Origin of the sequence: Gordonia effusa NBRC 100432, from assembly GCF_000241305.1 — a bacterium.
In the GTDB taxonomy this organism is placed as follows: domain Bacteria; phylum Actinomycetota; class Actinomycetes; order Mycobacteriales; family Mycobacteriaceae; genus Gordonia; species Gordonia effusa.
Genome location: NZ_BAEH01000106.1, coordinates 63,889 through 86,154, shown reverse-complemented (window position 1 = coordinate 86,154; position 22,266 = coordinate 63,889). Strand labels below are relative to the sequence as shown.

Below are 22,266 nucleotides of genomic sequence, written 5' to 3'. Positions count from 1 at the left end.
TCGGTGTCCGCGGTGGGGCGGGAGTTTGAACGGCTGATCGCCCTGGCGATCGACGCCGCGGACTCCTCCGGGCCTGATGATGTGCCGATCGGCGCGGTCGTCGTCGACGCCGACGGCGTGGAGTTGGCTCGGGCGGGAAATCGCCGCGAGGCAGACGGGGACCCATGTGCGCATGCTGAGGTATTGGCGCTTCGGGAGGCCGCGCGGCGTCATGGCGATGGCTGGCGGTTAGAGGGCTGCACCATCGCGGTCACTGTCGAACCTTGCACGATGTGTGCCGGCGCGATCACCCTGGCCCGCGTCGGACGAGTGGTGTTCGGTGCTTACGAACCCAAAACTGGCGCGGCCGGATCACTGTGGGATGTGCTGCGTGACCCTCGGCTTACCCATCGCCCCGAGGTGCGCGGCGGCGTATTGGCCGATGAGTGTGCCGCCATTGTGCAGCAGTTTTTCGCGTCTCGCCGGGATAAATCCGGGTAAAAGTCAGAGCAGATCTCAGGGTGCCATCGCCGCCCCGATGTGGCAGATTGGTGGTGCACATCCTGCCCCGCCCACTAGGGAGAAATCATGTCTGACGCCAACGATAAAGTCACCGAGGCCGTCGACGCGGCCAAGCAAAAGTTCAACGAGTTCGCGGCCAACGAGAAGGTGCAAGGCGCGGTGAACACCGCTGTCGGCAAAGTCAACGAGTTCGCGGCGAACGAGAAGGTTCAGGGTGTCACGAACACCGCGGTCGAGAAGATCAACGAGTTCGCGGCGAACGAGAAGGTCCAGGGCGCGGTCAACTCCGCTGTCGGCAAGCTCAATGAGCTGAAGGATCGTTTCGTCGGTTCGGACACCGCGGCGTCATCGGAGAAGCCGGTTGAGACGCCTGTCGACGTCGAGCAGACCTTCAGCGCACCGAATGTGCCCACCGAGCCCGGCGCGGGTGAAGAGGGCAAGGGAACGCCGAACCCGTGAGCGTCGAGAATCTTTGATTTTGGTCGCTGACCACACGATTTAAGATTCGGACGGCCGCTGCGGTAGTGTCTTTCGCGGTGGCGTGTCCGAGCGGCCGAAGGTGCAGCACTCGAAATGCTGTGTGCGGTAACCCCGTACCGGGGGTTCAAATCCCCCCGCCACCGCAGAAGCCCTTCACCTGTTAATTCAGGTGGGGGGCTTTTTCCATGCGTTGCGCAACCTTGAAAACTTGGCACCCAATTTCAAGGTTCGCGCTGTAACCTTGAAATTACATCAATAGTTTTCAAGGTTGGGGCTCCGCGGTGGACATCGATAAGTTGGAGAACAGTCCGGTGGGGAAACTCGTCCCGATCTCCGGCTACGACCCTAGATTTAGAGAAGAGTACGACTACTTCGGGTTCGTGCCCGATCCGCTTCCAGACAGTTTCGACCTGGAGGGCTCGACATACTCGATCGTGATCGAGGCGGCCGCTTCGCTGGCTCGTGCCGATCAGGCCGCTTCCCTTCTGCCTAATCCAGCTCTACTAGTTAGACCCGCAACGCGACGCGAGGCCGTCAGCACCTCAGCATTGGAGGGAACGTACGCTGCGCTCTCCGATGTCTTTGAGGCGGACTTTCTTGAAGACGATGAGCTGACTCGATCGGTAAGCGAAGTGCGCAATTACGTGACTGCGGCGGAACGGGCGTACGACCTGATTGGTCGAGGGCAGCCGATCTCGATCAGAATGCTAGAGGATCTACAGGCCGAACTTCTACGAGGCACTGCCAGCGACGGGGCTCATGCGGGAAGTGTGCGGACCTCGCAAGTATTCATCGGCGTCGGCACGCGGAGAGTCGAAGCGGCGCGGTTCGTTCCCCCTCCGGCCGATCACCGTTTGACCGACGGCCTACAAGCGTGGCAGGAGTGGGTGCGTAGCAACGCAGGCATACCGACAATCATTCGAGTGGCTGTCGCGCACTACCAGTTTGAGACTCTTCACCCATTCCATGATGGAAATGGTCGTCTTGGAAGGTTGGTGGCGGCGCTCCAACTAATGAGTGCCGGTGACCTCGGGTACCCGGTCTTGAATATCTCTCCTTGGCTAGAGCAACGTCGGTCCGAGTATCAGGATGGCCTTCTGAGGGTTTCGCAGACTGGCGATTGGAATGAGTGGATCTGCTTCATTGCCGCGGCTATACACGCGGAAGCGCTAGAAGTTGTGGCGCGCGTCGACCGGCTACTTGCGTTGCGCGAGAGTTTCCAGATGACCCTCCATGGCTCGAAAGGTGTAGCCCTTCGAATTGCTGATGATCTGGTCGGGTACCCAATGATCACTGCCACGCTAGCCAGCAAGCTTCACGAAGTGTCGTATCAAGCCGCAAACACTGCAATCGCGAAGCTCGTGGAGCGCGGAATCCTCAGACAGCGAACGTCCGGGCGCTACGACAGGATCTTTCAATGTGATGCGGTGCTATCAGCATTGGAATACTAGCCCTGCCCGCATTTGCCTGCGAATACTGTGTGATCTGGTTCGGGGCGGCGGTCAGGTAGAAACGCCGGTTGTCGGCTGGCTGGCCGACGCGATCTCCGCCTTCAGTTCGGCTTTGAGACGGCGACTGACTTGGCCGCGCTTTTGCGCGTTGGCGTTGGCATCGACTAGGTCGTCGCGTCGAGCGCTGAAGATCTTCCCCCACAGCTTGTGAGACCACCCGGCCAGCTCCTTGTCGCTGATACCCAGACTCTTCGCGATCTTGGTCTCCGGCTCACCAGACGCCTCGACTAAGGCACGGTTCTCGTCGCGCGACATTTCCGGCCCTCGGTAGTTGGCGAAGTAGTCGGAATCCGTCTCGTTCGGCCGGGTGTCTCTGTGGTCGGCCAGTATCAGAGTTGTTGGCTCGCCGGCGAACGCGGCCGCCAAGGCAGTCGATTTGATGGCCAATTTTCCGACCTCCGCATATCCGTCGTCGTGCAAGAGATCGGCCACCAGCACAGTCCTGTCGAGTAGTCGGGACATGCCATGCGCAACCGCGTAAAGCGTTGCGGCAGTAGGCGATACCCTCCCCAGCTCAAGATCGGACACGCGTGAGGTGGTCCACGGACCGAAGTCGCGTAGTTCACGAGCCAGCGCGTCGCCGTTGTAGCCGGCGGCCGTTCGCATCTGCTTCACGTTGTTGCCGAGGATTTGGCTTATCGGGGTTGCGTTGATCATGTCAGTTGACGTTACGGCAAATTCGGGGCTTGATACCCGTAAAGCTAGGTTGACAGTGTTGCGATCCAGCGTCGTGAATCAGCCGGATCGATCACGTCATCCAATTCGAATGCCGTCGCGGCGGTCAGCGCTTTGCCCTGCTGATATGCGGCGGCAAGTATCTCGTTGAAGACCCGGTCGCGCTCAACCGGATCCTCGATGGCGTCGAGCTCCTTCCGAAAGCCCAGTCGCACCGCGCCCTCCAGACCCATCGGTCCGATTTCGCCGGTCGGCCAAGCGATGGTGAACTCCGGCGCGTGAAATGAGCCGCCGGTCATCGCCATTGCTCCGAGGCCGTAAGCCTTGCGGAGAATGATGGCGCCGAACGGGACGGTCAGTCGTGCGCCGGCGATGAACATACGCCCGAAGCGACGCACCGTTGCATCTTTCTCCGATTCGGGACCAACCATGAAACCTGGTGTGTCGCAGAGCATTACCAATGGAATCTGGTGCGTTTCACAGAGCGTGAGGAAATCGGAAGCCTTGTCCGACGCCTCAGCGTCGATCGCACCGCCCAGGTGGTGACTGCTGTTGGCCACCAATCCGTAGGCGACACCTTCCACCCGAACCAGGGCCGTCATGATGCCGACGCCGTAGTCGGGGCGTAACTCCAACACCGAACCCACATCGGCGATTGCGTCAACCGCGTTCCGAACGTCGTAGGCGCGCAGGCGATTTGCCGGCACGGCGTCGCGGGCGAGGTGAGGTTCGGGCGCCTCCCACTCATCGAGTGGACCCTGAAAATAGCTCAGATATTGTTTGGCCAACGCGACAGCATGCGCCTCATCGGTTGCCACCAGATCAACCACGCCGTTCCGCCGCTGGACATCGATGGGACCGATGTCTTCCGGTTGATAGGTACCAAGACGTCCACCGGATATCATCGCCGGGCCACCCATCCCGATATTGGCATCCGGCGTCGCGATCAGCACATCGCACGCCCCGGCGAGGGCGGCATTGCCGGCGAAACACCGGCCCGATACCACCGACACTGTCGGCACCTTCCCGTTGAGCGCGGCGATGGCGCGGAAGGTCGGCACGTCCAACGCGTTGCCCGACCAATCCGTGTCACCCGGTCTGCCGCCACCGCCTTCGGCGAAGAGAATCAACGGAACCCGTTTGCGCGCAGCTAAATCCAGCAGGCGGTCAGTCTTCGCGTGATTGCGCATGCCCTGGGTGCCGGCCAACACCGTGTAATCGTAGGAAATCACGACGACGTTGGCGGCTGGCCCGAAGCGATTCGCGCCGATGGTTGCGGTACCCCCTAGGAGTCCGTCGGCCGGCGTGTTCTCGATTAGATCCTGTTCGCTACGCCGACTCCGTTGTGCGGCAATCGCTAACGCGCCGTATTCGATGAAACTTCCGTCGTCGACCAAGTCGTCGATATTCTCCCGCGCGGTTCGGCGCCCCTTGGCATGTCGTTTCGCAACAGCCTCCGGTCGCGCATCATCGAGGGTAATCGCATGTCGTGCAAGGATTTCCGTGAGATCAGTCCGCTCGCCGGCCGTTGATTGAGCTATTGCGTCGTCCGTTGTCACGTTGTCATCGAGAGTAACGGCGAGCAGCGGATCACCGGGGTTTACCGCCTGCCCCGGCGTCACCAAAACGCGTTCCACGACGACACCAGCGTCGCTGCTGACCACATGTTGCATCTTCATCGCCTCTAGGATCACCGCTTGAGCGCCCGCGGCTATTCGATGGGACGGCTCGGCGATCTCGACGACGACCCCTGCCATGGTGGCCCGGATGACAGTGTCGTCCGACAGCGGCGTTGGGGTGGCAGGTTGGTCGGCGAAGTCGGCCAACCGCGTATCGAACCAGCTGGTATCTACCAGGCCAGCCCGAAAATCTTTGTGGGACAGTAGCGTCCGTTGAACTCCGGTATTTGTCGGCACGCCGGTAACAGTGAGGTCGTCTACCGCGGCAATGGCTTTGCGCACCGCGGCATCGAAGTCATCGAGTCGAGTATGAGTAATCACCTTGGCGAGTAACGAGTCGTAGCGTGGACTTACGGTCAATCCCGACCGCCCGTAGCTATCCACCCGTATCCCCGGCCCTGACGGTGGCGCGAACTCGGTTAGCGTTCCGGCGGATGGCACGGTCTGTCCATCGGGAGTGATGGTTTCCATGTTTATCCGCACCTGAATCGCGATGCCAGATGCGGTGGCTGGGCTGCCGATCGAAGACTTGGAGTCCCGGGATGTCACGCCTGCCGGCAGGTTCAGACCATCGAAAGGTACTCCTCCAGCGATTGCTAGTTGTGTCGCGACGAGGTCGATCCCGGCGACCTCCTCGGTAATGGTGTGCTCCACTTGGATACGCGGGTTCACTTCGAGAAAGACGAAATCGTCTCCGGTGATAAGGAATTCAACGGTGGCCAACCCGCGATACGCGGCTGCCGCGCAAAGCCGGGTCGCGGCCGAGTGCAGCCTCTGACGTAAACCATCGGAAAGCTGTTGGGCAGGAGCCACTTCGATCAGCTTCTGATGGCGCCGCTGGATGCTGCAGTCCCTGTCACCCACCGCGAGCGCGGTAGTGCCGCCGTCATTGTCCACAGCGGCGATGACCTGGACCTCGACGTGTCTTGCCTTTTCACATAGCTGTTCGGCGAAGAGTCGGGAGTCGGCGAAACCGAGTTCTGCCTCCGCCGCACATGACCGATAGGCATCGTCGATGTCGGCGGCGTCAGAGACCTCCCGCATGCCGCGTCCGCCCCCACCCGAAACCGCCTTGATCATGATCGCGCCGTCGACATCGGCGAAGAAGGCGTGGACCTCGTCTAGAGTCGCGCCGGCCTCCGTTGCGGCGAGAACGGGCACCCCGGCGCTTTGGGCGGCGTCGCGAGCGAGTGCCTTGTTTCCGAATGTTTCGAGCACTTGCGGGGACGGCCCAACAAAGATCAACCCCGCTTCTGCACAGTGTTGGGCGAAATCTGCGTTCTCCGAAAGGAATCCGTATCCGGGGTGTATCGCGGTTGTCCCGGTCTGCCGGGCAGCGGACAGTACCGCATCTTGATCGAGATACGCCGACGGTCCGATCCCGGCCAACGCCACGGCGGTGTCGGCCGCGTGAACGTGCGGGCTTTCGGAATCATCCTGCGCATAGACCGCAACCGTGGGGATCCCGAGTTCACTGGCTGTGCGGATAATGCGCAGCGCGATCTCCCCGCGATTGGCGATGAGCAGAGTTGGACTATCAAACATGTGCGTCCTTTGTTGCCTGTGGGAGGCCGATTAACTGTTCCGACATCGTGACCATGGACGAGATATACTGTGCGCGTTTTCGTTTCGAGTCAGCGGCTAGTCGTCGCGCGCCGACCAGTTGGGCGTCGGAGAGCAGTTCGGCGATAGCTGTTGCCGGGGCACAGAGCTGTATGTCATGCGCCCGCGCTAGCTGTTCGACGAATCGTGCGTATCGCTTGATGAGGCGTGAGCGGACCGCCGCCCACTTCTCGGCGACGTCGGGGTCGAGAAGTGCGCGCTGCTCGATGACCGCGAGTAGGCCGCCGAATTCATAGACCGCTTCGATGAAGGCGCTGGTTGTGATCGTCAGGACATGACGCAAATCCTCGCTGCCAGGGTGTTCGGCCGCAGTCCGCTTTCCCTCGACGTGTTGTGCTTGCAGGAAGCGCTCGCAGACGTGGTCGGTGACGCCTCGAAAGACTTCGTCGCGCGAAGAGAAATAGGCATAGACGGACGGGCGGGAAACCTGCGCTCGCGAGGCGATGACTTCGATCGTCGCGCCGTGAAAACCGAGCTCGGCGAAGCAGTCAGCGGCTGCGTCGATGATGTGTCGTCGACGCGGATTGTCCTCGAAATTGCGCGCCGACCGGGCGCGCTGCTGAGTTTCGCTAACCGCCACGGGCTCAGCATGCATTGACATTGACGTTAATGTCAATGGCCTCGTACCAAAATTGTGGATGACTGATGTCGGGCGGGGGCAAGTTGCCCTTGGTCGCCAGACAATATCCAGAATCTTGGGAAGGGGGAGGGGGAGGGTGCAGCTACGGCAGGAACAGCGCCGCCGAGTTCGCCAGGTCCAGTAGCGGTTGGGGGAAGATCCCCAGCGCCAGAGTGCCGGCCGCGCACAGCGCGATAGGAATGGTGGTCAGCGGACTGGGTTTCAGTACCTTCGGTGACTCGGCACCCGAATCCGCGAAGAACATCGCCACAATCACCCGCACGTAGAAATACGCCGCGATCGCGCTGCACACAACGCCGACGATGATCAACGCCCAGCCGCCAGCGCCTCCGGCCGCGCCGAAGACCGCGAATTTCGCGATGAAGCCACTCGTCAGCGGAATACCGGCGAAGGCGAGCAGGAATAGTGAAAGTAGCGCTCCCACAAGCGGGTTCCGACGACCAATCCCGGCCCAGGAAGGCAGATCCGATGCCTCGCGACCGGCGGTGTCCCGCACGACGGCGATGATTGCGAATGCGCCGAATGCGGAAAGTGCGTACGCCGCAACGTAAAAGAGCGTTGCGGCCAAGCCCGACCGGCTTAGGGCTACAACGCCAACCAGGATGAAACCAACATGACTGACCGACGAATACGCGAACATTCGCTTGATGTCGCTCTGAGTCACCGCCATCAGAGTCGCGACCACCATCGTGGCGATCGCAACCGCCCATAGCGCCGGTTCCCACTTATCTTGCAGTGCGGGGAATCCGACGTAGAGAACGCGTAGCAGAGCACCGAAGGCGGCTACCTTGGTCGCCGACGCCATAAAGGCCGTTACGGGCGTCGGCGCACCCTGGTATACGTCGGGAACCCACGATCCGAATGGCACCGCACCGACCTTGAACAGTAGCCCCACGCCCAGCAGGGCAAGTGATATCAGCGCGAGCGTCACATCCGACTGCGCCGCGATCCTGCTGCCGATCACGCCAAGGGACAGCGAACCCGTCGCGCCATAAGCGAATGACGCGCCGAACAGGAAGATCGCCGATGAAAACGCGCCCAGGAGAAAGTATTTGAGTGCGGCCTCTTGCGACAGCAAACGACGACGTCGGGCGATACCGCACATGAGATAGAGGGGAAGGGAGAAGACCTCAAGTGCGATGAACATGGTCAACAGGTCGCCGCAGGCCGGGAACAGCATCATCCCGCCCACCGCCAAGAGCGTCAACGGGAACACTTCGGTGGTGATGGCACCGGCCCGGCCGGCCACGAGTTCGTCCGCAGACCCGGGCACCGTCGCGGCCGACGGTGTGAACGCATCGGCGGGCAGGTCGGCATCTCCCCCCGAAGCCGGCAACGGCATGCGCGTCGACGCCGCGCTCTGTACCTCGACCGGAGCCCAGACCCGGTCGAGCCGACGCTCGCCCATAAAGGCAACTGCGGCAAGCGAAATCAACAGAATCGTACCCTGGAGAAACAGCGCGGGACCATCGATGATTACCGCCCCCGACATCGCAATTCGGCCAACCTCCGTGGAATTCGCGTGCGCCCGAGCGACCGCGATCAACGCGACCAGCCCCGCGGCTAGACCTGTGAGTGACAACCACAGTTGCAATCGATATCGCGTATGTCGGGCCGCGAACGCCTCGATAAGCACGCTGATAACCGCCGCGCCGAATACGATCAGCATGGGGGACAGCCGGAAGTAGTCGATGCTCTGCGAATCCATTGCGATGGTCATTAGCGAAGGCGAAGTCATCGGTCTCCTGCCACATGTGGTGCCGGATCGGTCTGATGAACCGACGTCAATGTATGGGACACAGCGGGATTGACGAAGTCGAGCACTAATCGAGGAAAGAATCCCAATGCGAGCAGAGCTAAGATGAGCGGCGCCACGACGATTCGTTCGCGCCAGCCGAGGTCGCGAATCGGCTTCGCATCATCGAGCCCGTTCGCGGGTGGCGGGCCGCCCATCATCCGCTGATATGTCCACAGGATGTAGATAGCGGACAACACCAGCGCGCTCGATGCCGCGATCGCCGCGACGGGATATCGCGTGAAAGTGCCGATCAGCACCAGGAACTCACTAATGAACGGTGCGAGTCCGGGAAGTGAGAGGGTCGCGAGGCCGGCGATCAGGAAGGCTCCGGCGAGAACCGGTGCGAGTTTTTGTACGCCGCCGTAGTCGGCGATGAGTCGGCTCCCGCGCTGCGAGACCAGGAATCCGGCCACGAGAAACAGTGCGGCGGTAGAGATTCCGTGGTTCACCATATAGAGCGTCGAGCCGGACTGTCCTTGGCTGGTCAATGCGAAGATGCCCAGCACGATGAATCCGAAATGCGAAATCGACGTATAGGAGATCAACCGCATGACATCGGTTTGGCCGATGGCCAGGACAGCGCCGTAGACAATGCTCACCACCGCGAGCGCCGAGATGATCGGCGCGAAAGTCGTTGCGGCATCGGGAAACAGGCCGATGCAGAAACGGAGCATCGCAAATGTGCCGACCTTGTCCATGACGGCCATCATCAGCACCGCGGACGCGGGCGTCGCTGACACCGCGGCGTCGGGCAGCCACGAATGCAACGGCCAGAGCGGTGCCTTTACCGCGAAGGCGAACAGGAATCCGAGGAAGATGAGATTGAGCACGCCCGACGACGCATCGAGACGGCCGCTGGCCGCCGCCTCGCTGATCGCCGCGAAGCTGAACGTGCCATGCCCGTCGACGCCAAGTCCGGATCGAACGGTCACCACATAGAGCCCGACGACGGCGGCTAGCATGATCAGGCCGCCAAAGAGGTTGTATAACAAGAACTTCACCGCAGCATGTGTTCGACCGCCGTCGCCATTTCCGAAGCCGCCGATGAGGAAGTACATCGGGATCAGCATCGCTTCGAAGAAGATGTAGAACAGCAGTACATCGGTGGCGACAAAGCTCATCAGAACCATCGCTTCGACAGCCAGCATCAGCGCGAAATAGGTGTGCACTCCACGGCCCTCGCTGGAGTCGGCGTCCCGCCAACCGGCCAGTAGAAGGAGCGGCATCAAGATGGTGGTGAGCAAGACCAGTACCAGTCCGATGCCGTCCAGGCCAAGCGAGTACCTGGCACCGAACGCAGGAATCCAGCTCAGGTCTTCGACGAACTGGAAGCGGGAACCGGTGGGGGAGAACATAACCGCGAGAATGAGCGCCCACACCAGCACTGCAGCGGAGGTAGCGATGCCGACATATTTGGCCGCCTGTACAGCACCGACAGGTAGCAGCATCAACACGACCGAGGCGATAGCTGGCAGCAGCCACAGAATGGTGAGACTCATAGGATGTTCACCGCCATGATCAGCGCGACGACCGCGACGGTACCCGCCAGCATCGACATCGCATAGGAACGTACAAAGCCGTTCTGCCACTGCCTAATCCACGCCGACGTCGAGGTGACGGCGGTCCCGACGCCGCGTCCGGCGGCGTCGAGTCCACCGTTCTCGACGGCGACCAAGCCCGCGGTAATTTCTTGGCCCGGCCGCATCAGAAGCTTCTCGTTGACAGCATCGCCGTACAGATCGGCGCGCGCGGCAATAGTCAGCATCGACACCTCGATGGGTGCACGGACCGGGATAGGTGCCTGCCCGTACTGACGCCACGCGACCGCGACACCGACTGCCACGGTCACCAGGATGACTACGGTGAGCGACCATGCGGGAATCGGCAACGCATGCTCGTGGGCGTCGCCGACTACCGGCGCCAGCCAATCTGAAAGCGTTCCACCGATAGCGAGTAGACCACCCGATGCGATGGAGCCGAGTGCGATCACGATCATCGGCCCGGTCATCGTCGAACCGGACTCGTGCGGGTGAACTCCAGTGGCCCAACGCTTTTCGCCGAAGAAGGTCAACAGCATAACGCGTGTCATATAGAACGCGGTGACCCCGGCACCCAGTAGAGTGACCAGGCCCAGCAGCCAGCCGCGCGCGCCGCCCGCGCCAAAGGCGGCTTCGATGATGTGGTCTTTGGAGTAGAAGCCGGCGAATGGCGGCACTCCGATGATGGCCAGATATCCGAGGCCGAAGGTGGCGAATGTGATTGGCATGGCCGTGCGTAACCCGCCGAAGCGGCGCATATCAGTTTCGTCGTTCATGCCGTGCATCACCGAACCGGCGCCGAGGAACAGGCCGGCTTTGAAGAATCCGTGCGTCAGCAGGTGCATTATCGCGAACGCGTATCCGGCGGGACCGAGGCCCGCCGCTAGGACCATGTATCCGATCTGGCTCATCGTCGACGCCGCGAGAGCCTTCTTGATGTCGTCTTTCGCGCAGCCGATGATCGCGCCGAAGAGGAGGGTAACCGCGCCAACCACCACGACACCGGTTTGAGCGTGCGGTGCGAGGTTGAAGATCGGACCCGACCGCGTGATCAGGTACACGCCGGCGGTGACCATCGTGGCGGCATGGATCAACGCGGACACCGGAGTTGGCCCCTCCATCGCGTCGCCGAGCCACGACTGTAGCGGCACTTGGGCGGACTTGCCGCAGGCGGCCAGCAGGAACATAAAGCCGAGCGCCGTCAGCGTCGCATCCCCAGCTCCGTCGGCGCGGCCGAATACCTCGCCGAACGCCACCGACCCGAAAGTCGCGAACATGATCATCAGCGCGATCGCCAGGCCCATATCCCCGACGCGATTGACGACGAACGCCTTCTTGGCAGCCGTTGCGGCACTTGGCTTGTGCTGCCAGAAGCCGATGAGCAGATATGACGCGACGCCAACGCCTTCCCAGCCGAGATAGAGCCCAAGATAATTGTCCGATAGGACCAGGACGAGCATCGCGGCCAGGAAAAGATTGAGATAGGCGAAGAAGCGACGCCGGTCGGGATCGTCGGACATGTAGCCGATCGAATAGATGTGAATCAGTGATCCGACCACCGTGATAAGAAGCACGAAACACATTGCGAGCTGGTCGAGTTGGAAACCGAAGTCCACGCGGAGGTCGCCGACCGGCACCCAACTGAACAGATCGCTATGCACGGTGCGATCCGGGCTGTCGCGGCCGATCATGCCGATCCACAGTAGAACTCCGATAACCGCGGACAGCAACGCGAGCCCGGTGGCCAGCAGGTGGCCCCACCGATCCGCGCGCCTGCCGGTAAGGAGCAGGATCATCGAGCCGATCGCCGGCAGTGCCGGAATCAGCCAGAGGAGTTGACGACTCACTTCGACGCTCATCGGCTCACCGCTTCAGTAGGTCGGCGTCGTCGACGGAAGCAGACCGCCGAGTTCGGAAGATGGTCATGATAATGGCCAGTCCCACAACAACTTCCGCAGCAGCGACGACCATCGTGAAAAATGCGATCACCTGACCGTCGAGACTGCCGTGCATCCGGGCGAAGGTAACGAACGAGAGATTGGCGGCGTTGAGCATCAATTCGACACACATGAAAACCACGATGGCGTTGCGCCGCAGCAGCACCCCGGCCGCACCGATAGCGAAGATCAGCGCGGACAGGTAGAGATAGTTTGCCGGGTTCATTGGGAATCCTCCAGGGAGGGAGGGCCTTCGCCACCGACTTCGCGCGCTTTGAGCATCGCGTTGACCGATAGCGACGATGGACTACCGTCGGGTTCCAACGCGGGTACATCGACGGCATTGTGTCGGGCGAATACGCCGGGACTGGGCAAGGGCGTGACGTCAGTGCCGTGCAGGAACCGGTCGATGGACAATTCGCGCTGTCCGCGGCGTGGCCCGAACCGCTGACGATGCGCTAGCACCATCGCTCCGAGCGTCGCGGCGATGAGCAGGGCACCGGTCAGCTCGAACGCCCACAGGTACCGCACGAAGATCAGTTCGGCTAGCGCGCGGACATTCTCGTTTCCGCCGCCGGGTGCGGTGCCCCGGCTGTAATCCGGTGCGCCGGCGAAGGCCGCCAACGTTGCGTTCGCGATGCCCGCGACTAGCAGTACACCGAAACCCAGACCCAGCCCGACGGCGATGATCCGTTGTCCGCGAATGGTTTCCACCAGCGAGTCCGACGAGTCGACGCCGATCAACATGAGGACGAACAGGAAAAGCATCATCACCGCGCCGGTATAAACAACCACCTGGACAACGCCGAGGAACAGGGCGCCCTGGACCACGTAGAAGACTGCGAGGATGATCATCGTCATCGCGAGGAAGATCGCCGAGTAGACCGCCTTAGGACTCAGAACAACACCGAGGGCACCGATGATGACGACTACTCCGAGAATCCAGAACTGGACCGCCTCCGCTCCCGACGTCCGGGAAAGTTCTTCTGCCAGAAGAGCTGTCATAAGGCCGCGTCTTCGTCGCTGTTGGTAGTGTCACGGTCGGTCATTCCGTCCGGACCGATATCGCCGCGGTAGTAGTTCTCCGGCCGCGAACCCGGCGCCATCGCATGGGGTGGCGGCGTCATGGTCGGTTCCATCGGCGCGAGCAGTTGATCCTTTTCGTAGATCATTCCCGCCCGGGAGGTATCGGCGAGTTCGTAGTCATTGGTCATCGTCAACGCGCGAGTCGGGCATGCTTCGATGCACAGTCCGCAGCCGATACAGCGCAGGTAGTTGATCTGGTAGACCCGGCCGTAGCGCTCACCCGGCGAAAATCGTTCTTCCGCAGTGTTATCCGCACCTTCCACGAAGATCGCGTCGGCCGGACACGCCCACGCGCACAACTCGCACCCGATGCACTTCTCCAATCCGTCCGCGTAACGATTGAGCTGATGCCGACCGTGATAGCGAGGCGCGGTGGGTTCCTTCTGTTCCGGATACTGTTCGGTGACCGGCTTTCGGAACATCGTCGAGAAGGTCACACCGAAGCCGGCGACGGGCTTGCTCAGATCAGGCATCACTGTTCTCCTTCGCAGCAGGCGCGGCGAGTTGGGCCCGGATGATATTGCTGGAGACTTGCTCCCGCGCAGGCGAATCGGGAAGGACCTGCCCCGGAAGTGGCGGGACCGGGAATCCGCCCGCGATGGGATCGAATGGATCAGCGGCGGGCTCGGTTGCTTGCGGGGTACTTGGTAGTCGGATGAGCCGCCAGATACCAACGAAGAGCAGTGCGCAGACCGCGATGCCGGCAGCGGCGAGGACCGTCACACCGATCCACTGTGAGTAGTCGCGTGTTACTTCCCGCAGCACAGCGACGACGAGGACCCAGCCCAACGCGACCGGTATGAGCACCTTCCAACCCATCGCCATGAACTGGTCATAGCGCAAGCGGGGCAACGTGGTTCGCAGCCAGATGAATACGAAAAGGAAGATCCATACCTTGGCGACGAACCACAACACCGGCCACCAGCCTGAGTTGGCCGCGTCGGCAATGCTGATCGGCCAGGGGGCCTGCCAGCCGCCGAGGAAAAGGGTGGTCGCAAGGGCGGATACGGTAACCATGTTGATGTACTCGGCGAGCATGAACATCGCGAATTTCAGGGATGAGTACTCGGTGTGGAACCCGCCGACCAATTCGCCCTCCGCCTCGGGCAAATCGAATGGCGCGCGGTTGGTTTCGCCGACCATCGCGATCGCGTAAATGACGAATGACGGCAGCAGCAGGAGCACGTACCAGTGCTTCGACTGTGCGGCAACTATTTCCGAGGTCGACATGGTCGCGGAGTTGAGGAACACCGCGGCGAAGGATAGGCCCATCGCGATCTCGTAGGAGATCACCTGGGCGGTTGACCGTAGACCGCCGAGCAGTGGATAGGTAGAACCCGATGACCAGCCGGCCAGCACGATGCCGTAGACACCTATCGAGGTGATGGCCAGGATATAGAGCACGCCGACGGGAAGGTCGGTGAGCTGCAACGGAGTTCGGTGTCCGGCAACCGATACCATCGGACCGATCGGGATCACCGCGAAGGCCATGATTGCCGGCACGACGGCGATAATCGGTGCGAGCAGATAGACGACTTTGTCTACCCCGAACGGTGTGATGCCCTCTTTGAGTGCGAGTTTGATCCCGTCGGCCAGACTTTGCAGCATGCCGTGTGGCCCAACCCGGTTGGGGCCGAGTCGTTGCTGCATCCGTGCCATCACTTTGCGTTCGATCAAGATTGCCGCCAGTGTGGTCAGCACCAGGAAGGCAAAGATGGCAATACATTTGACGAGGATCAACCACCAGGTGTCATAGCCGAAGTCGGACAGCGTGGGGAAGTGGCCACTCATCGTCGACCACCGCCAATGCTGACCACACTTCCCACGGCGGCGCCGAGCGTCGGGTAGGGGCGCGAATTCGCCGAGTTCATCGGTATCCACACCACCCGATCAGGCATGTCGGTAATAGTCAGGGGCAGCGTTATCGACCCACGCATGGTCGATATCGACACCGGATCTCCGTCGGCCACTTCGATTTCCGCCGCGGTGCGCGCATTGAGCCGAGCGACGCTGCGGTGGGCTGTACCGGCGAGATGCGGCTCGCCATCCTGTAGGAGTCCGGCATCGAGCAGCATTCTCCAGGAGGCGAGGGTGGCCTGACCGGGTTCTAGGGCTGGGCGGGGTCGCGCCGCGAGGAGGCTCATCGAATGCCGCTCACCGTCCCAGCTGCCGATTCGATGGAGTTCGGTATGGATGGATTCGCCTGTGTCGCAATTGAGGTCGATGCCCAGTTCGGCGGCCAGTGCGTTGAGCACGCGATGGTCCGACAGTGGCAGAGTTTCGTCAGTCGAGTCGAGGGCGGCGGTGAAAGATCGCGGCCGTCCCTCCCAATCGACGAAAGTGCCGCTCTTCTCGGCCACCGAAGCGACCGGGAACACAACGTCGGCGCGTGCGGTCACCAGACTGTGCCGTTGTTCCAGACTGACTACGAAGTCCGCCGACGCAAGTGCCGTGGTGAGCGCCGTGGGCGTCGGCAGGTCATCGGCCTCGACGCCGCCGACCACTAACGCCGACAATTCTTTTCGTCGAACCGCGTCGATGATGGCATCGGTATCGCGACCTGGCGTAGCGGGCGGGCGAACGCCCCATACGGCACCGATGTCTCGGCGAGCATGTTCGGAACTGACCGGTCGGCCACCGGGTAGTACCATCGGCGCGGCGCCGACATCCGCCGCGCCGCGTTCGCCGGCGCGCCGAGGAATCCAGACGAGCCGTGCACCAGTCTGGGCGACGACATTGGCGGCGGCCGAAAGTGCCCCGGGACTCGCCGCCAGTCGTTCACCGACGATGAGGACCGACCCCGGTGCGGCGAGCAGGCCGCGAGTCGACGGGGCATCTAGTGCTTCTGCTTCATTGCCGGGCGCCGTGCTGATCAGCTCACCCGATAGCTTCGTCAATCCTGGACTTGCCCAGGACGCAATGGAATACACCCGCTGACCGTGAAGCCGAACTGCCTTCCGCAGCCGCAGAAACACCATTGGTGATTCCTCTTCGGCTTCGAAGCCGGCGAGAACGACTACCGGAGCCTGCGCGAGTTCGTGATAGGTCGTCGAGATGCCGGAGCCCGCGACATATGCGGCCAGAAACTCCGACTCCTCGGCGCTGTGAGCTCGGATGCGGAAGTCGACATCGTTGGTGCCCAGCACAACTCGCGCGAACTTGCCGTAGGTGTAAGCGTCCTCGACGGTCGCCCGTCCACCTACCAGGACACCGGCTGGACCGCCCGTGCGCAGCCCGCGCGCCGCGGCTGTCAGCGCGAATGCCCATGACACGGGACGTAATTCGCCAGTGCGATCGCGAGCCAGCGGCGTAGTGATTCGAGCGGGGCTGGCAGCATAGGCGAACGCCCATCGTCCTTTGTCGCAGTTCCACTCCTCGTTGACTTCCGGGTCGTCGCCAGCCAACCGCCGCATGACTTTTCCGCGCCGATGGTCGGTGCGTTGTGCACATCCACTCGCGCAGTGTTCACAGACGCTCGGCGAGGAAACCAGGTCGAAGGGACGTGCGCGGAATCGGTATGCGGCCCCGGTGAGCGCGCCGACCGGGCAGATCTGCACCGTGTTGCCGGAGAAATACGATTCGAAGGGTTCGTCGGCGTAAGCGCTGACCTGTTGTAGCGCACCACGATCGGCGAGGGCGATCAGCGGATCGCCGGCGATCTCATCGGAGAACCGGGTGCAGCGCGCGCATAAGACACACCGTTCGCGATCCAGTAAGACTTCCGACGACAGCGGAACCGGTTTGGTGAAAGTTCGTTTGGTCTCGGCAAATCGAGACTGTGGGCGGCCCGCCGACATCGCCTGGTTCTGCAGTGGGCATTCACCGCCCTTGTCGCAGGTCGGGCAGTCGAGCGGGTGGTTGATAAGCAGCAGTTCCATCACACCGCGCTGAGCGGATGCGGCGTCTGGCGACGAGTGCTGCGTGTGCACCACCATGCCGTCGGTGACCGTTATGGTGCACGAGGCCATCGGCTTTCGCTGACCCTCCACCTCCACCAGGCATTGGCGGCACGCGCCGACGGGGGCGAGAAGTGGATGGTCGCAGAACCTGGGGATGTCGACGCCGATCAGTTCGGCTGCGCGGATCACCAACGTCCCCTTGGGGACTGAGACTTCGGTGCCGTCGATGGTCGCGGTGACCAGGTCGTCGGGAACTTGCGGAGTAGTGGAGATCGCATTGGTTGTGGTCATCGTCGTCCTCCCTGTGCGGCAACGGCATACGCGGTCGACCGAGCGGGATCGAACGGACAGCCCCCGTCGCGCCCATCCCCGGGAAGATGTGCGAGGTATTCGTCGCGGAAATACTTCAACGACGAGACGATCGGGCTGCCCGCGCCATCGCCTAACGCGCAGAAGGACTTCCCGATGACATTGCCGGTCACCTCGGTCAGCGTGTCGAGATCGGCGAGAGTTCCGTCGCCCGACTCCAACCGGCGCAGCAGTTGAACCAGCCAGTAGGTCCCCTCCCGGCACGGTGTGCATTTGCCGCAGGACTCGTGAGCGTAGAACTCAGTCCAGCGCAGTACCGCTCGCACGACGCAGGTGGTGTCGTCGAACAATTGAATTGCCTTGGTGCCCAACATCGAACCGGCTGCGGCAACGCCTTCGTAGTCGAGGGGAACGTCGAGATGCTGATCGGTGAACAGCGGTGTCGACGACCCGCCCGGCGTCCAGAACTTGAGGGTGTGGCCGGCCCGGATACCCCCGGCGCGCTCGAGCAGTTCAGCCAGGGTGACCCCCAATGGCGCTTCATACTGCCCAGGGCGGGTGACATGCCCGGACAGCGAGTACAACGTGAAGCCGGGCGACTGCTCGGTTCCCATCTTCCGGAACCAGTCGACGCCATTGCGCGCGATGGCTGGCACGCTCGCGATCGACTCGACATTGTTCACCACGGTCGGGCTGGCATATAGCCCGGCAACAGCGGGGAACGGCGGACGTAGCCGAGGCTGTCCGCGCCGGCCTTCGAGCGAGTCGAGTAGCGCCGTCTCCTCGCCGCAGATGTACGCACCCGCACCGGCGTGCACGACAAGGTCGAGATCGAAACCCGAGCCGAAGATGTTGGTGCCCAGCAGATTCGCGCCGTACGCCTCGGTGACGGCGGTCCGAAGTCGCGCTACTACCGACGCCACTTCGCCCCGAACGTAGATGAAGGCGTGTCGCGCCCGGATCGCATACGCGGCGATTATCGCGCCCTCCACGAGGGTATGGGGAGACGCGAGCATGAGCGGGATGTCTTTGCAGGTACCCGGCTCTGACTCGTCGGCATTGACGACGAGATAGTGCGGACGATCGGCACCGGGTGCGGCCCCCTGCGGAATGAAAGACCATTTGGTGCCCACCGGGAAACCGGCACCGCCGCGACCGCGCAGCCCGGAAGCCTTCACCATGTCGATGACCTGGTCGGGTTCGCGCTGCAGCGCCGCGCGCAGACCCTGATACCCGTTGTGACGCAGGTAGTTCGACAGCGTCCAGGACTGTTCGTCGGACCAGTAACGACTCAGCACGGGGACTTCGGCGGGTTCGGGAGTCACCGGTGGCAGATCGACGGTCGTCATCACATCGCCTGTTCGTCGGCTGGTGGTAGTCCGGCGAGCAGCCGGGCTGTTTGCCGGAAGGTACATAGCGTGGGATTGCCGCGGGACGGCGGTGGTGGCGTATCGGCGTGGAGCTGGTCGGCGAGTTCTCTTGCCGTAGAGGGGCTTTGGTTGTCGTAGAACTCCCAGTTGACCATCACCACCGGTGCGAAATCGCACGCGGCATTGCACTCGACATGTTCGAGGGTGATAGCGTCATCGCCGGTGGTCTCACCCGGGCTGACGCCGAGGTGATCGGTGAGTGCGGCGAGGATCTCGTCGCCGCCGAGGACCGCGCACAGCGTGTTGGTGCATACTCCGATCAGATATCTACCTGTCGGCTCTTTCCGGTACATCGAATAGAAGGTGGCGACCGAAGCCACCTGTGCCGCAGTCAGATTCAGTTGATCGGCACAGAAGGTGATCCCCGCACGAGTGAGGTAGCCGTCCTGGCTCTGGACCAGGTGCAGCAGGGGCAGTAGCGCTGATCGGGTCCGCGGATAGCGGGCGATGATCTCACTCGCCTCGGCCGCGAGCGTGGTCGAGATGGCATCGGGATAGCTCGTGGGCCCGGAGAATTCGATGGGTGCCGTCGGAGTCGACGTCGCGAACTGGGCCGGTGCGGCCAGCACTTCCAAGTAGACCGGCGCCGAATTATCAGTGGTACTCAACGGTCGACTCCTCCCATTACCGGATCGATACTCGCGACGGCGGTGATGACGTCGGCGACGAGGCCGCCCTCGCACATCGCCGCCACCGCTTGCAGATTCGTGAATGACGGGTCGCGGAAGTGAACGCGGTACGGGCGTGTGCCCCCGTCGCTGACTAGATGCACCCCGAGCTCTCCGCGCGGCGATTCAATGGATACGTAGCACTGGCCGGCCGGTACCCGCATACCTTCGGTGACCAGCTTGAAGTGGTGGATGAGCGATTCCATTGAGACACCCATGATTTCGGCGATATGCTCGGGCGAATTGCCAAGTCCGTCGGGTCCGACGGCCAGGTCGGCCGGCCAGGCGAGTTTGCGGTCGGCGATCATTACGGGTCCGGGCTTGAGCCGCTCCAGGCATTGACGAGCGATTCGGATCGACTCCTTCATCTCCTTGATCCGAATCATGTAGCGCCCGTAGGCATCACGGGTGGTATCGGTGATGACGTCGAAGTCGTAGGTCTCGTAGCCGCAATAGGGCTCCGACTTGCGCAGGTCGTGTGGTAGCCCGGTAGACCGCAGCACCGGTCCGGTGATGCCAAGAGCCATGCAGCCGGTGAGATCGAGATAGCCGATCCCCTGGGTGCGTGCCTTCCAGATGTAGTTGTTGTTGAGAAGTCTCTCGACTTCCCCGATCTGTCCGGGCAGCGTGTCGAGTACGGCGCCGATCTTCTCGGCCGCGTCATCGGGTAGGTCTTGGGCGATACCGCCGGGTCGGATGAACGCGTGATTCATGCGTAGACCGGTGACGTACTCGAAGAGGTCCAGAATGGTTTCGCGCGCGCCGAAGCCGAGGAACATCGGCGTCACCGCGCCGAGTTCCATCCCGCCGGTCGCGAGCGCCACCAGATGACTGGTGATGCGATTCAACTCCATCAGCAGAACGCGAATCACGGTGGCGCGCTGGGGAATATCGTCGGTGACGCCGAGCAGCTTCTCCACTCCGAGGCAGTAGGCCGCCTCGTTGAAGAACGGGGATAGGTAGTCCATCCGAGTGACGAAAGTTACGCCCTGGGTCCAGGTGCGGAACTCCAGATTCTTCTCGATCCCGGTGTGCAAGTAGCCGATTCCGCAGCGCGCCTCGGTGACCGTCTCGCCGTCAATCTCCAAAATGAGCCTCAGCACACCGTGCGTCGACGGATGCTGCGGGCCCATATTGACGACGATGCGTTCGTCGTCGGGGAGGGTCGCGCTTCGCTCGCGCACCGCGTTGACGACATCCTCCCAGTCGCGCCCGGTGACAGTGAAAGTGGTTTCGGTCATCAGTTGTACGACCTCCGCCGGTCAGGAGGAGCGATGGTTGTGCCCTTGTACTCCACGGGAATTCCGCCGAGCGGGTAGTCCTTACGCTGAGGATGGCCGACCCAGTCATCGGGCATCTCGATGCGGGTCAGCGAGCGATGACCGTCGAAAACGATGCCGAAGAAGTCGAAGGTTTCGCGTTCATGCCAGTCATTGGTCGGGTAGATCTGACACAGGCTCGGAATGCGCGGGTCAGCGTCCGGGGCAGTCACTTCCAGCCGCACGACGCGGTTGTGCGTAATCGACCGCAGCGGGTAGACGGCGTGCAGTTCGCGCGCGGTCTCCTCCGGATAGTGGGCGCCGCTGACTCCCAAGCACAACTCGAAGCGCAGCGCCGGTTCATCACGCAATGTCGCGGCGACTACCGGCAAATGTGTCCGCCGAACATGAATCGTCATCTCGTCGCGATAGATCACCACATGGTCGATGGCCTCGTCGAAGCCGATATCACGGCGCTCAAGTCCTGCCGCGAGTTGGTCAGCGAGGTCGTCGAAGTAGCCGCCGTAGGGTCGAGTAGTGTTGCCCGGCAGCGTGATTGGTGCAATCATGCGCCCGTAGCCGGAAGTGTCGCCTGAATCGCGGGTACCGAACAGGCCACGTCGAGTGCCGATCTGCTCCGCCTCGCCGTGCGCATTAGGGGTGATCTCGCCGGTCATCGGAGCAACCCCTTGAGTTCGATTGTCGGCGTCGAATTCAGCGCTGCCTGCTCTGCCGCCCACACTGCCTGTTCGCGATTGACACCGAGGGGCATCTGCTGAATCTGCTCATGCAACTTGAGGATTGCGTTGAGCAACATCTCTGGTCGGGGTGGACAACCGGGTAGGTAGATGTCCACCGGAACCACGTGATCGACGCCCTGCACGATCGCGTAGTTGTTGAACATGCCACCTGATGATGCACAAACCCCCATTGCCAGAACCCATTTCGGCTCGGCCATCTGATCGTAGATCTGCCGCAACACCGGAGCCATCTTCTGACTGACGCGTCCGGCGACGATCATCAGATCAGCCTGACGCGGAGATGCGCGGAATGCTTCCATGCCGAACCGGGCCAGATCGTAACGGCCCGAAGTAGTCGCCATCATCTCGATCGCGCAGCAGGCCAGCCCGAAGGTCGCCGGCCATAACGACCCCTTACGCATATAGCCGGCAAGGCTCTCGACAGTACTCAGCAGGAATCCGCTGGGCAGTTTCTCTTCGAGGCCCATGTGCG

Annotated in this window: 19 protein-coding genes and 1 tRNA gene; 4 read left to right on the top strand and 16 right to left on the bottom strand. The window is 62.1% G+C overall.

The features are described 5' to 3' along the window. The first annotated feature begins 12 nt into the window (after positions 1-12). The 4 genes from GOEFS_RS18755 to GOEFS_RS18740 all read left to right on the top strand — a co-directional run bounded on the left by GOEFS_RS18755 (position 13) and on the right by GOEFS_RS18740 (position 2,432). Positions 13-480, top strand: coding sequence for a nucleoside deaminase (locus tag GOEFS_RS18755; RefSeq protein ID WP_007319523.1), 468 nt, complete (start codon positions 13-15; stop codon positions 478-480). 87 nt (positions 481-567) lie between these two features. Further along, positions 568-960, top strand: a complete 393-nt coding sequence (locus GOEFS_RS18750; RefSeq protein ID WP_007319522.1) for a PPC domain-containing DNA-binding protein — start codon at positions 568-570, stop codon at positions 958-960. A 76-nt stretch (positions 961-1,036) separates the two neighbouring features. Continuing rightward, a tRNA-Ser gene (locus tag GOEFS_RS18745) sits at positions 1,037-1,124 on the top strand. A gap of 138 nt (positions 1,125-1,262) precedes the next feature. Continuing rightward, a complete protein-coding gene (locus GOEFS_RS18740; RefSeq protein WP_007319521.1) occupies positions 1,263-2,432 on the top strand; it encodes a Fic family protein in 1,170 nt (389 codons plus the stop codon). A 51-nt stretch (positions 2,433-2,483) separates the two neighbouring features. On the opposite strand, the gene GOEFS_RS18735 is transcribed toward GOEFS_RS18740, so the two are convergent. From GOEFS_RS18735 to GOEFS_RS18660, 16 genes are all read right to left on the bottom strand, one after another. Continuing rightward, positions 2,484-3,149 (bottom strand): helix-turn-helix transcriptional regulator, encoded by a 666-nt coding sequence (locus tag GOEFS_RS18735; protein WP_007319520.1) that lies wholly within the window; start codon positions 3,147-3,149, stop codon positions 2,484-2,486. A 44-nt stretch (positions 3,150-3,193) separates the two neighbouring features. Next, complete coding sequence (locus GOEFS_RS18730; RefSeq protein ID WP_007319519.1) at positions 3,194-6,391, bottom strand: acetyl-CoA carboxylase family protein; 3,198 nt, start codon at positions 6,389-6,391, stop codon at positions 3,194-3,196. Next, the gene (locus tag GOEFS_RS18725; RefSeq protein ID WP_245549900.1) at positions 6,384-7,049 is read right to left on the bottom strand and encodes a TetR/AcrR family transcriptional regulator; all 666 of its coding nucleotides are present in this window, start codon (positions 7,047-7,049) and stop codon (positions 6,384-6,386) included. The genes GOEFS_RS18730 and GOEFS_RS18725 overlap by 8 nt, the downstream gene beginning before the upstream one ends. Before the next feature lie 142 nt (positions 7,050-7,191). Continuing rightward, positions 7,192-8,847, bottom strand: coding sequence for an NADH-quinone oxidoreductase subunit NuoN (nuoN, locus tag GOEFS_RS18720; protein WP_007319517.1), 1,656 nt, complete (start codon positions 8,845-8,847; stop codon positions 7,192-7,194). Beyond that, positions 8,844-10,406 (bottom strand): NADH-quinone oxidoreductase subunit M, encoded by a 1,563-nt coding sequence (locus GOEFS_RS18715; protein WP_007319516.1) that lies wholly within the window; start codon positions 10,404-10,406, stop codon positions 8,844-8,846. The genes nuoN and GOEFS_RS18715 overlap by 4 nt, the downstream gene beginning before the upstream one ends. Continuing rightward, on the bottom strand, positions 10,403-12,304 hold the full coding sequence (gene nuoL / locus GOEFS_RS18710; RefSeq protein WP_007319515.1) for an NADH-quinone oxidoreductase subunit L: 1,902 nt from the start codon (positions 12,302-12,304) through the stop codon (positions 10,403-10,405). Before nuoL ends, GOEFS_RS18715 begins: the two co-directional genes overlap by 4 nt. A gap of 4 nt (positions 12,305-12,308) precedes the next feature. Continuing rightward, complete coding sequence (gene nuoK / locus GOEFS_RS18705) at positions 12,309-12,608, bottom strand: NADH-quinone oxidoreductase subunit NuoK (RefSeq protein WP_007319514.1); 300 nt, start codon at positions 12,606-12,608, stop codon at positions 12,309-12,311. Next, positions 12,605-13,387: an NADH-quinone oxidoreductase subunit J gene (locus GOEFS_RS18700; RefSeq protein WP_007319513.1), complete on the bottom strand. Its 783-nt coding sequence runs from the start codon at positions 13,385-13,387 to the stop codon at positions 12,605-12,607. Before GOEFS_RS18700 ends, nuoK begins: the two co-directional genes overlap by 4 nt. After that, complete coding sequence (gene nuoI, locus GOEFS_RS18695) at positions 13,384-13,941, bottom strand: NADH-quinone oxidoreductase subunit NuoI (protein WP_007319512.1); 558 nt, start codon at positions 13,939-13,941, stop codon at positions 13,384-13,386. Before nuoI ends, GOEFS_RS18700 begins: the two co-directional genes overlap by 4 nt. Beyond that, positions 13,934-15,259, bottom strand: coding sequence for an NADH-quinone oxidoreductase subunit NuoH (nuoH, locus tag GOEFS_RS18690; protein ID WP_007319511.1), 1,326 nt, complete (start codon positions 15,257-15,259; stop codon positions 13,934-13,936). Before nuoH ends, nuoI begins: the two co-directional genes overlap by 8 nt. Further along, positions 15,256-17,658 (bottom strand): NADH-quinone oxidoreductase subunit G, encoded by a 2,403-nt coding sequence (locus GOEFS_RS18685; protein WP_007319510.1) that lies wholly within the window; start codon positions 17,656-17,658, stop codon positions 15,256-15,258. The genes nuoH and GOEFS_RS18685 overlap by 4 nt, the downstream gene beginning before the upstream one ends. Then, complete coding sequence (gene nuoF / locus GOEFS_RS18680; RefSeq protein WP_007319509.1) at positions 17,655-19,025, bottom strand: NADH-quinone oxidoreductase subunit NuoF; 1,371 nt, start codon at positions 19,023-19,025, stop codon at positions 17,655-17,657. Before nuoF ends, GOEFS_RS18685 begins: the two co-directional genes overlap by 4 nt. Continuing rightward, positions 19,025-19,714: an NADH-quinone oxidoreductase subunit NuoE gene (nuoE, locus tag GOEFS_RS18675; protein WP_007319508.1), complete on the bottom strand. Its 690-nt coding sequence runs from the start codon at positions 19,712-19,714 to the stop codon at positions 19,025-19,027. Before nuoE ends, nuoF begins: the two co-directional genes overlap by 1 nt. Next, the gene (nuoD, locus tag GOEFS_RS18670; RefSeq protein ID WP_007319507.1) at positions 19,711-21,015 is read right to left on the bottom strand and encodes an NADH dehydrogenase (quinone) subunit D; all 1,305 of its coding nucleotides are present in this window, start codon (positions 21,013-21,015) and stop codon (positions 19,711-19,713) included. The genes nuoE and nuoD overlap by 4 nt, the downstream gene beginning before the upstream one ends. Next, positions 21,015-21,710 carry an NADH-quinone oxidoreductase subunit C gene (locus GOEFS_RS18665; protein WP_007319506.1) on the bottom strand — a complete coding sequence of 232 codons (696 nt, stop codon included), beginning with the start codon at positions 21,708-21,710 and terminating at the stop codon, positions 21,015-21,017. Before GOEFS_RS18665 ends, nuoD begins: the two co-directional genes overlap by 1 nt. Continuing rightward, a complete protein-coding gene (locus tag GOEFS_RS18660; RefSeq protein WP_007319505.1) occupies positions 21,707-22,261 on the bottom strand; it encodes a NuoB/complex I 20 kDa subunit family protein in 555 nt (184 codons plus the stop codon). Before GOEFS_RS18660 ends, GOEFS_RS18665 begins: the two co-directional genes overlap by 4 nt. Positions 22,262-22,266: the final 5 nt, after the last annotated feature.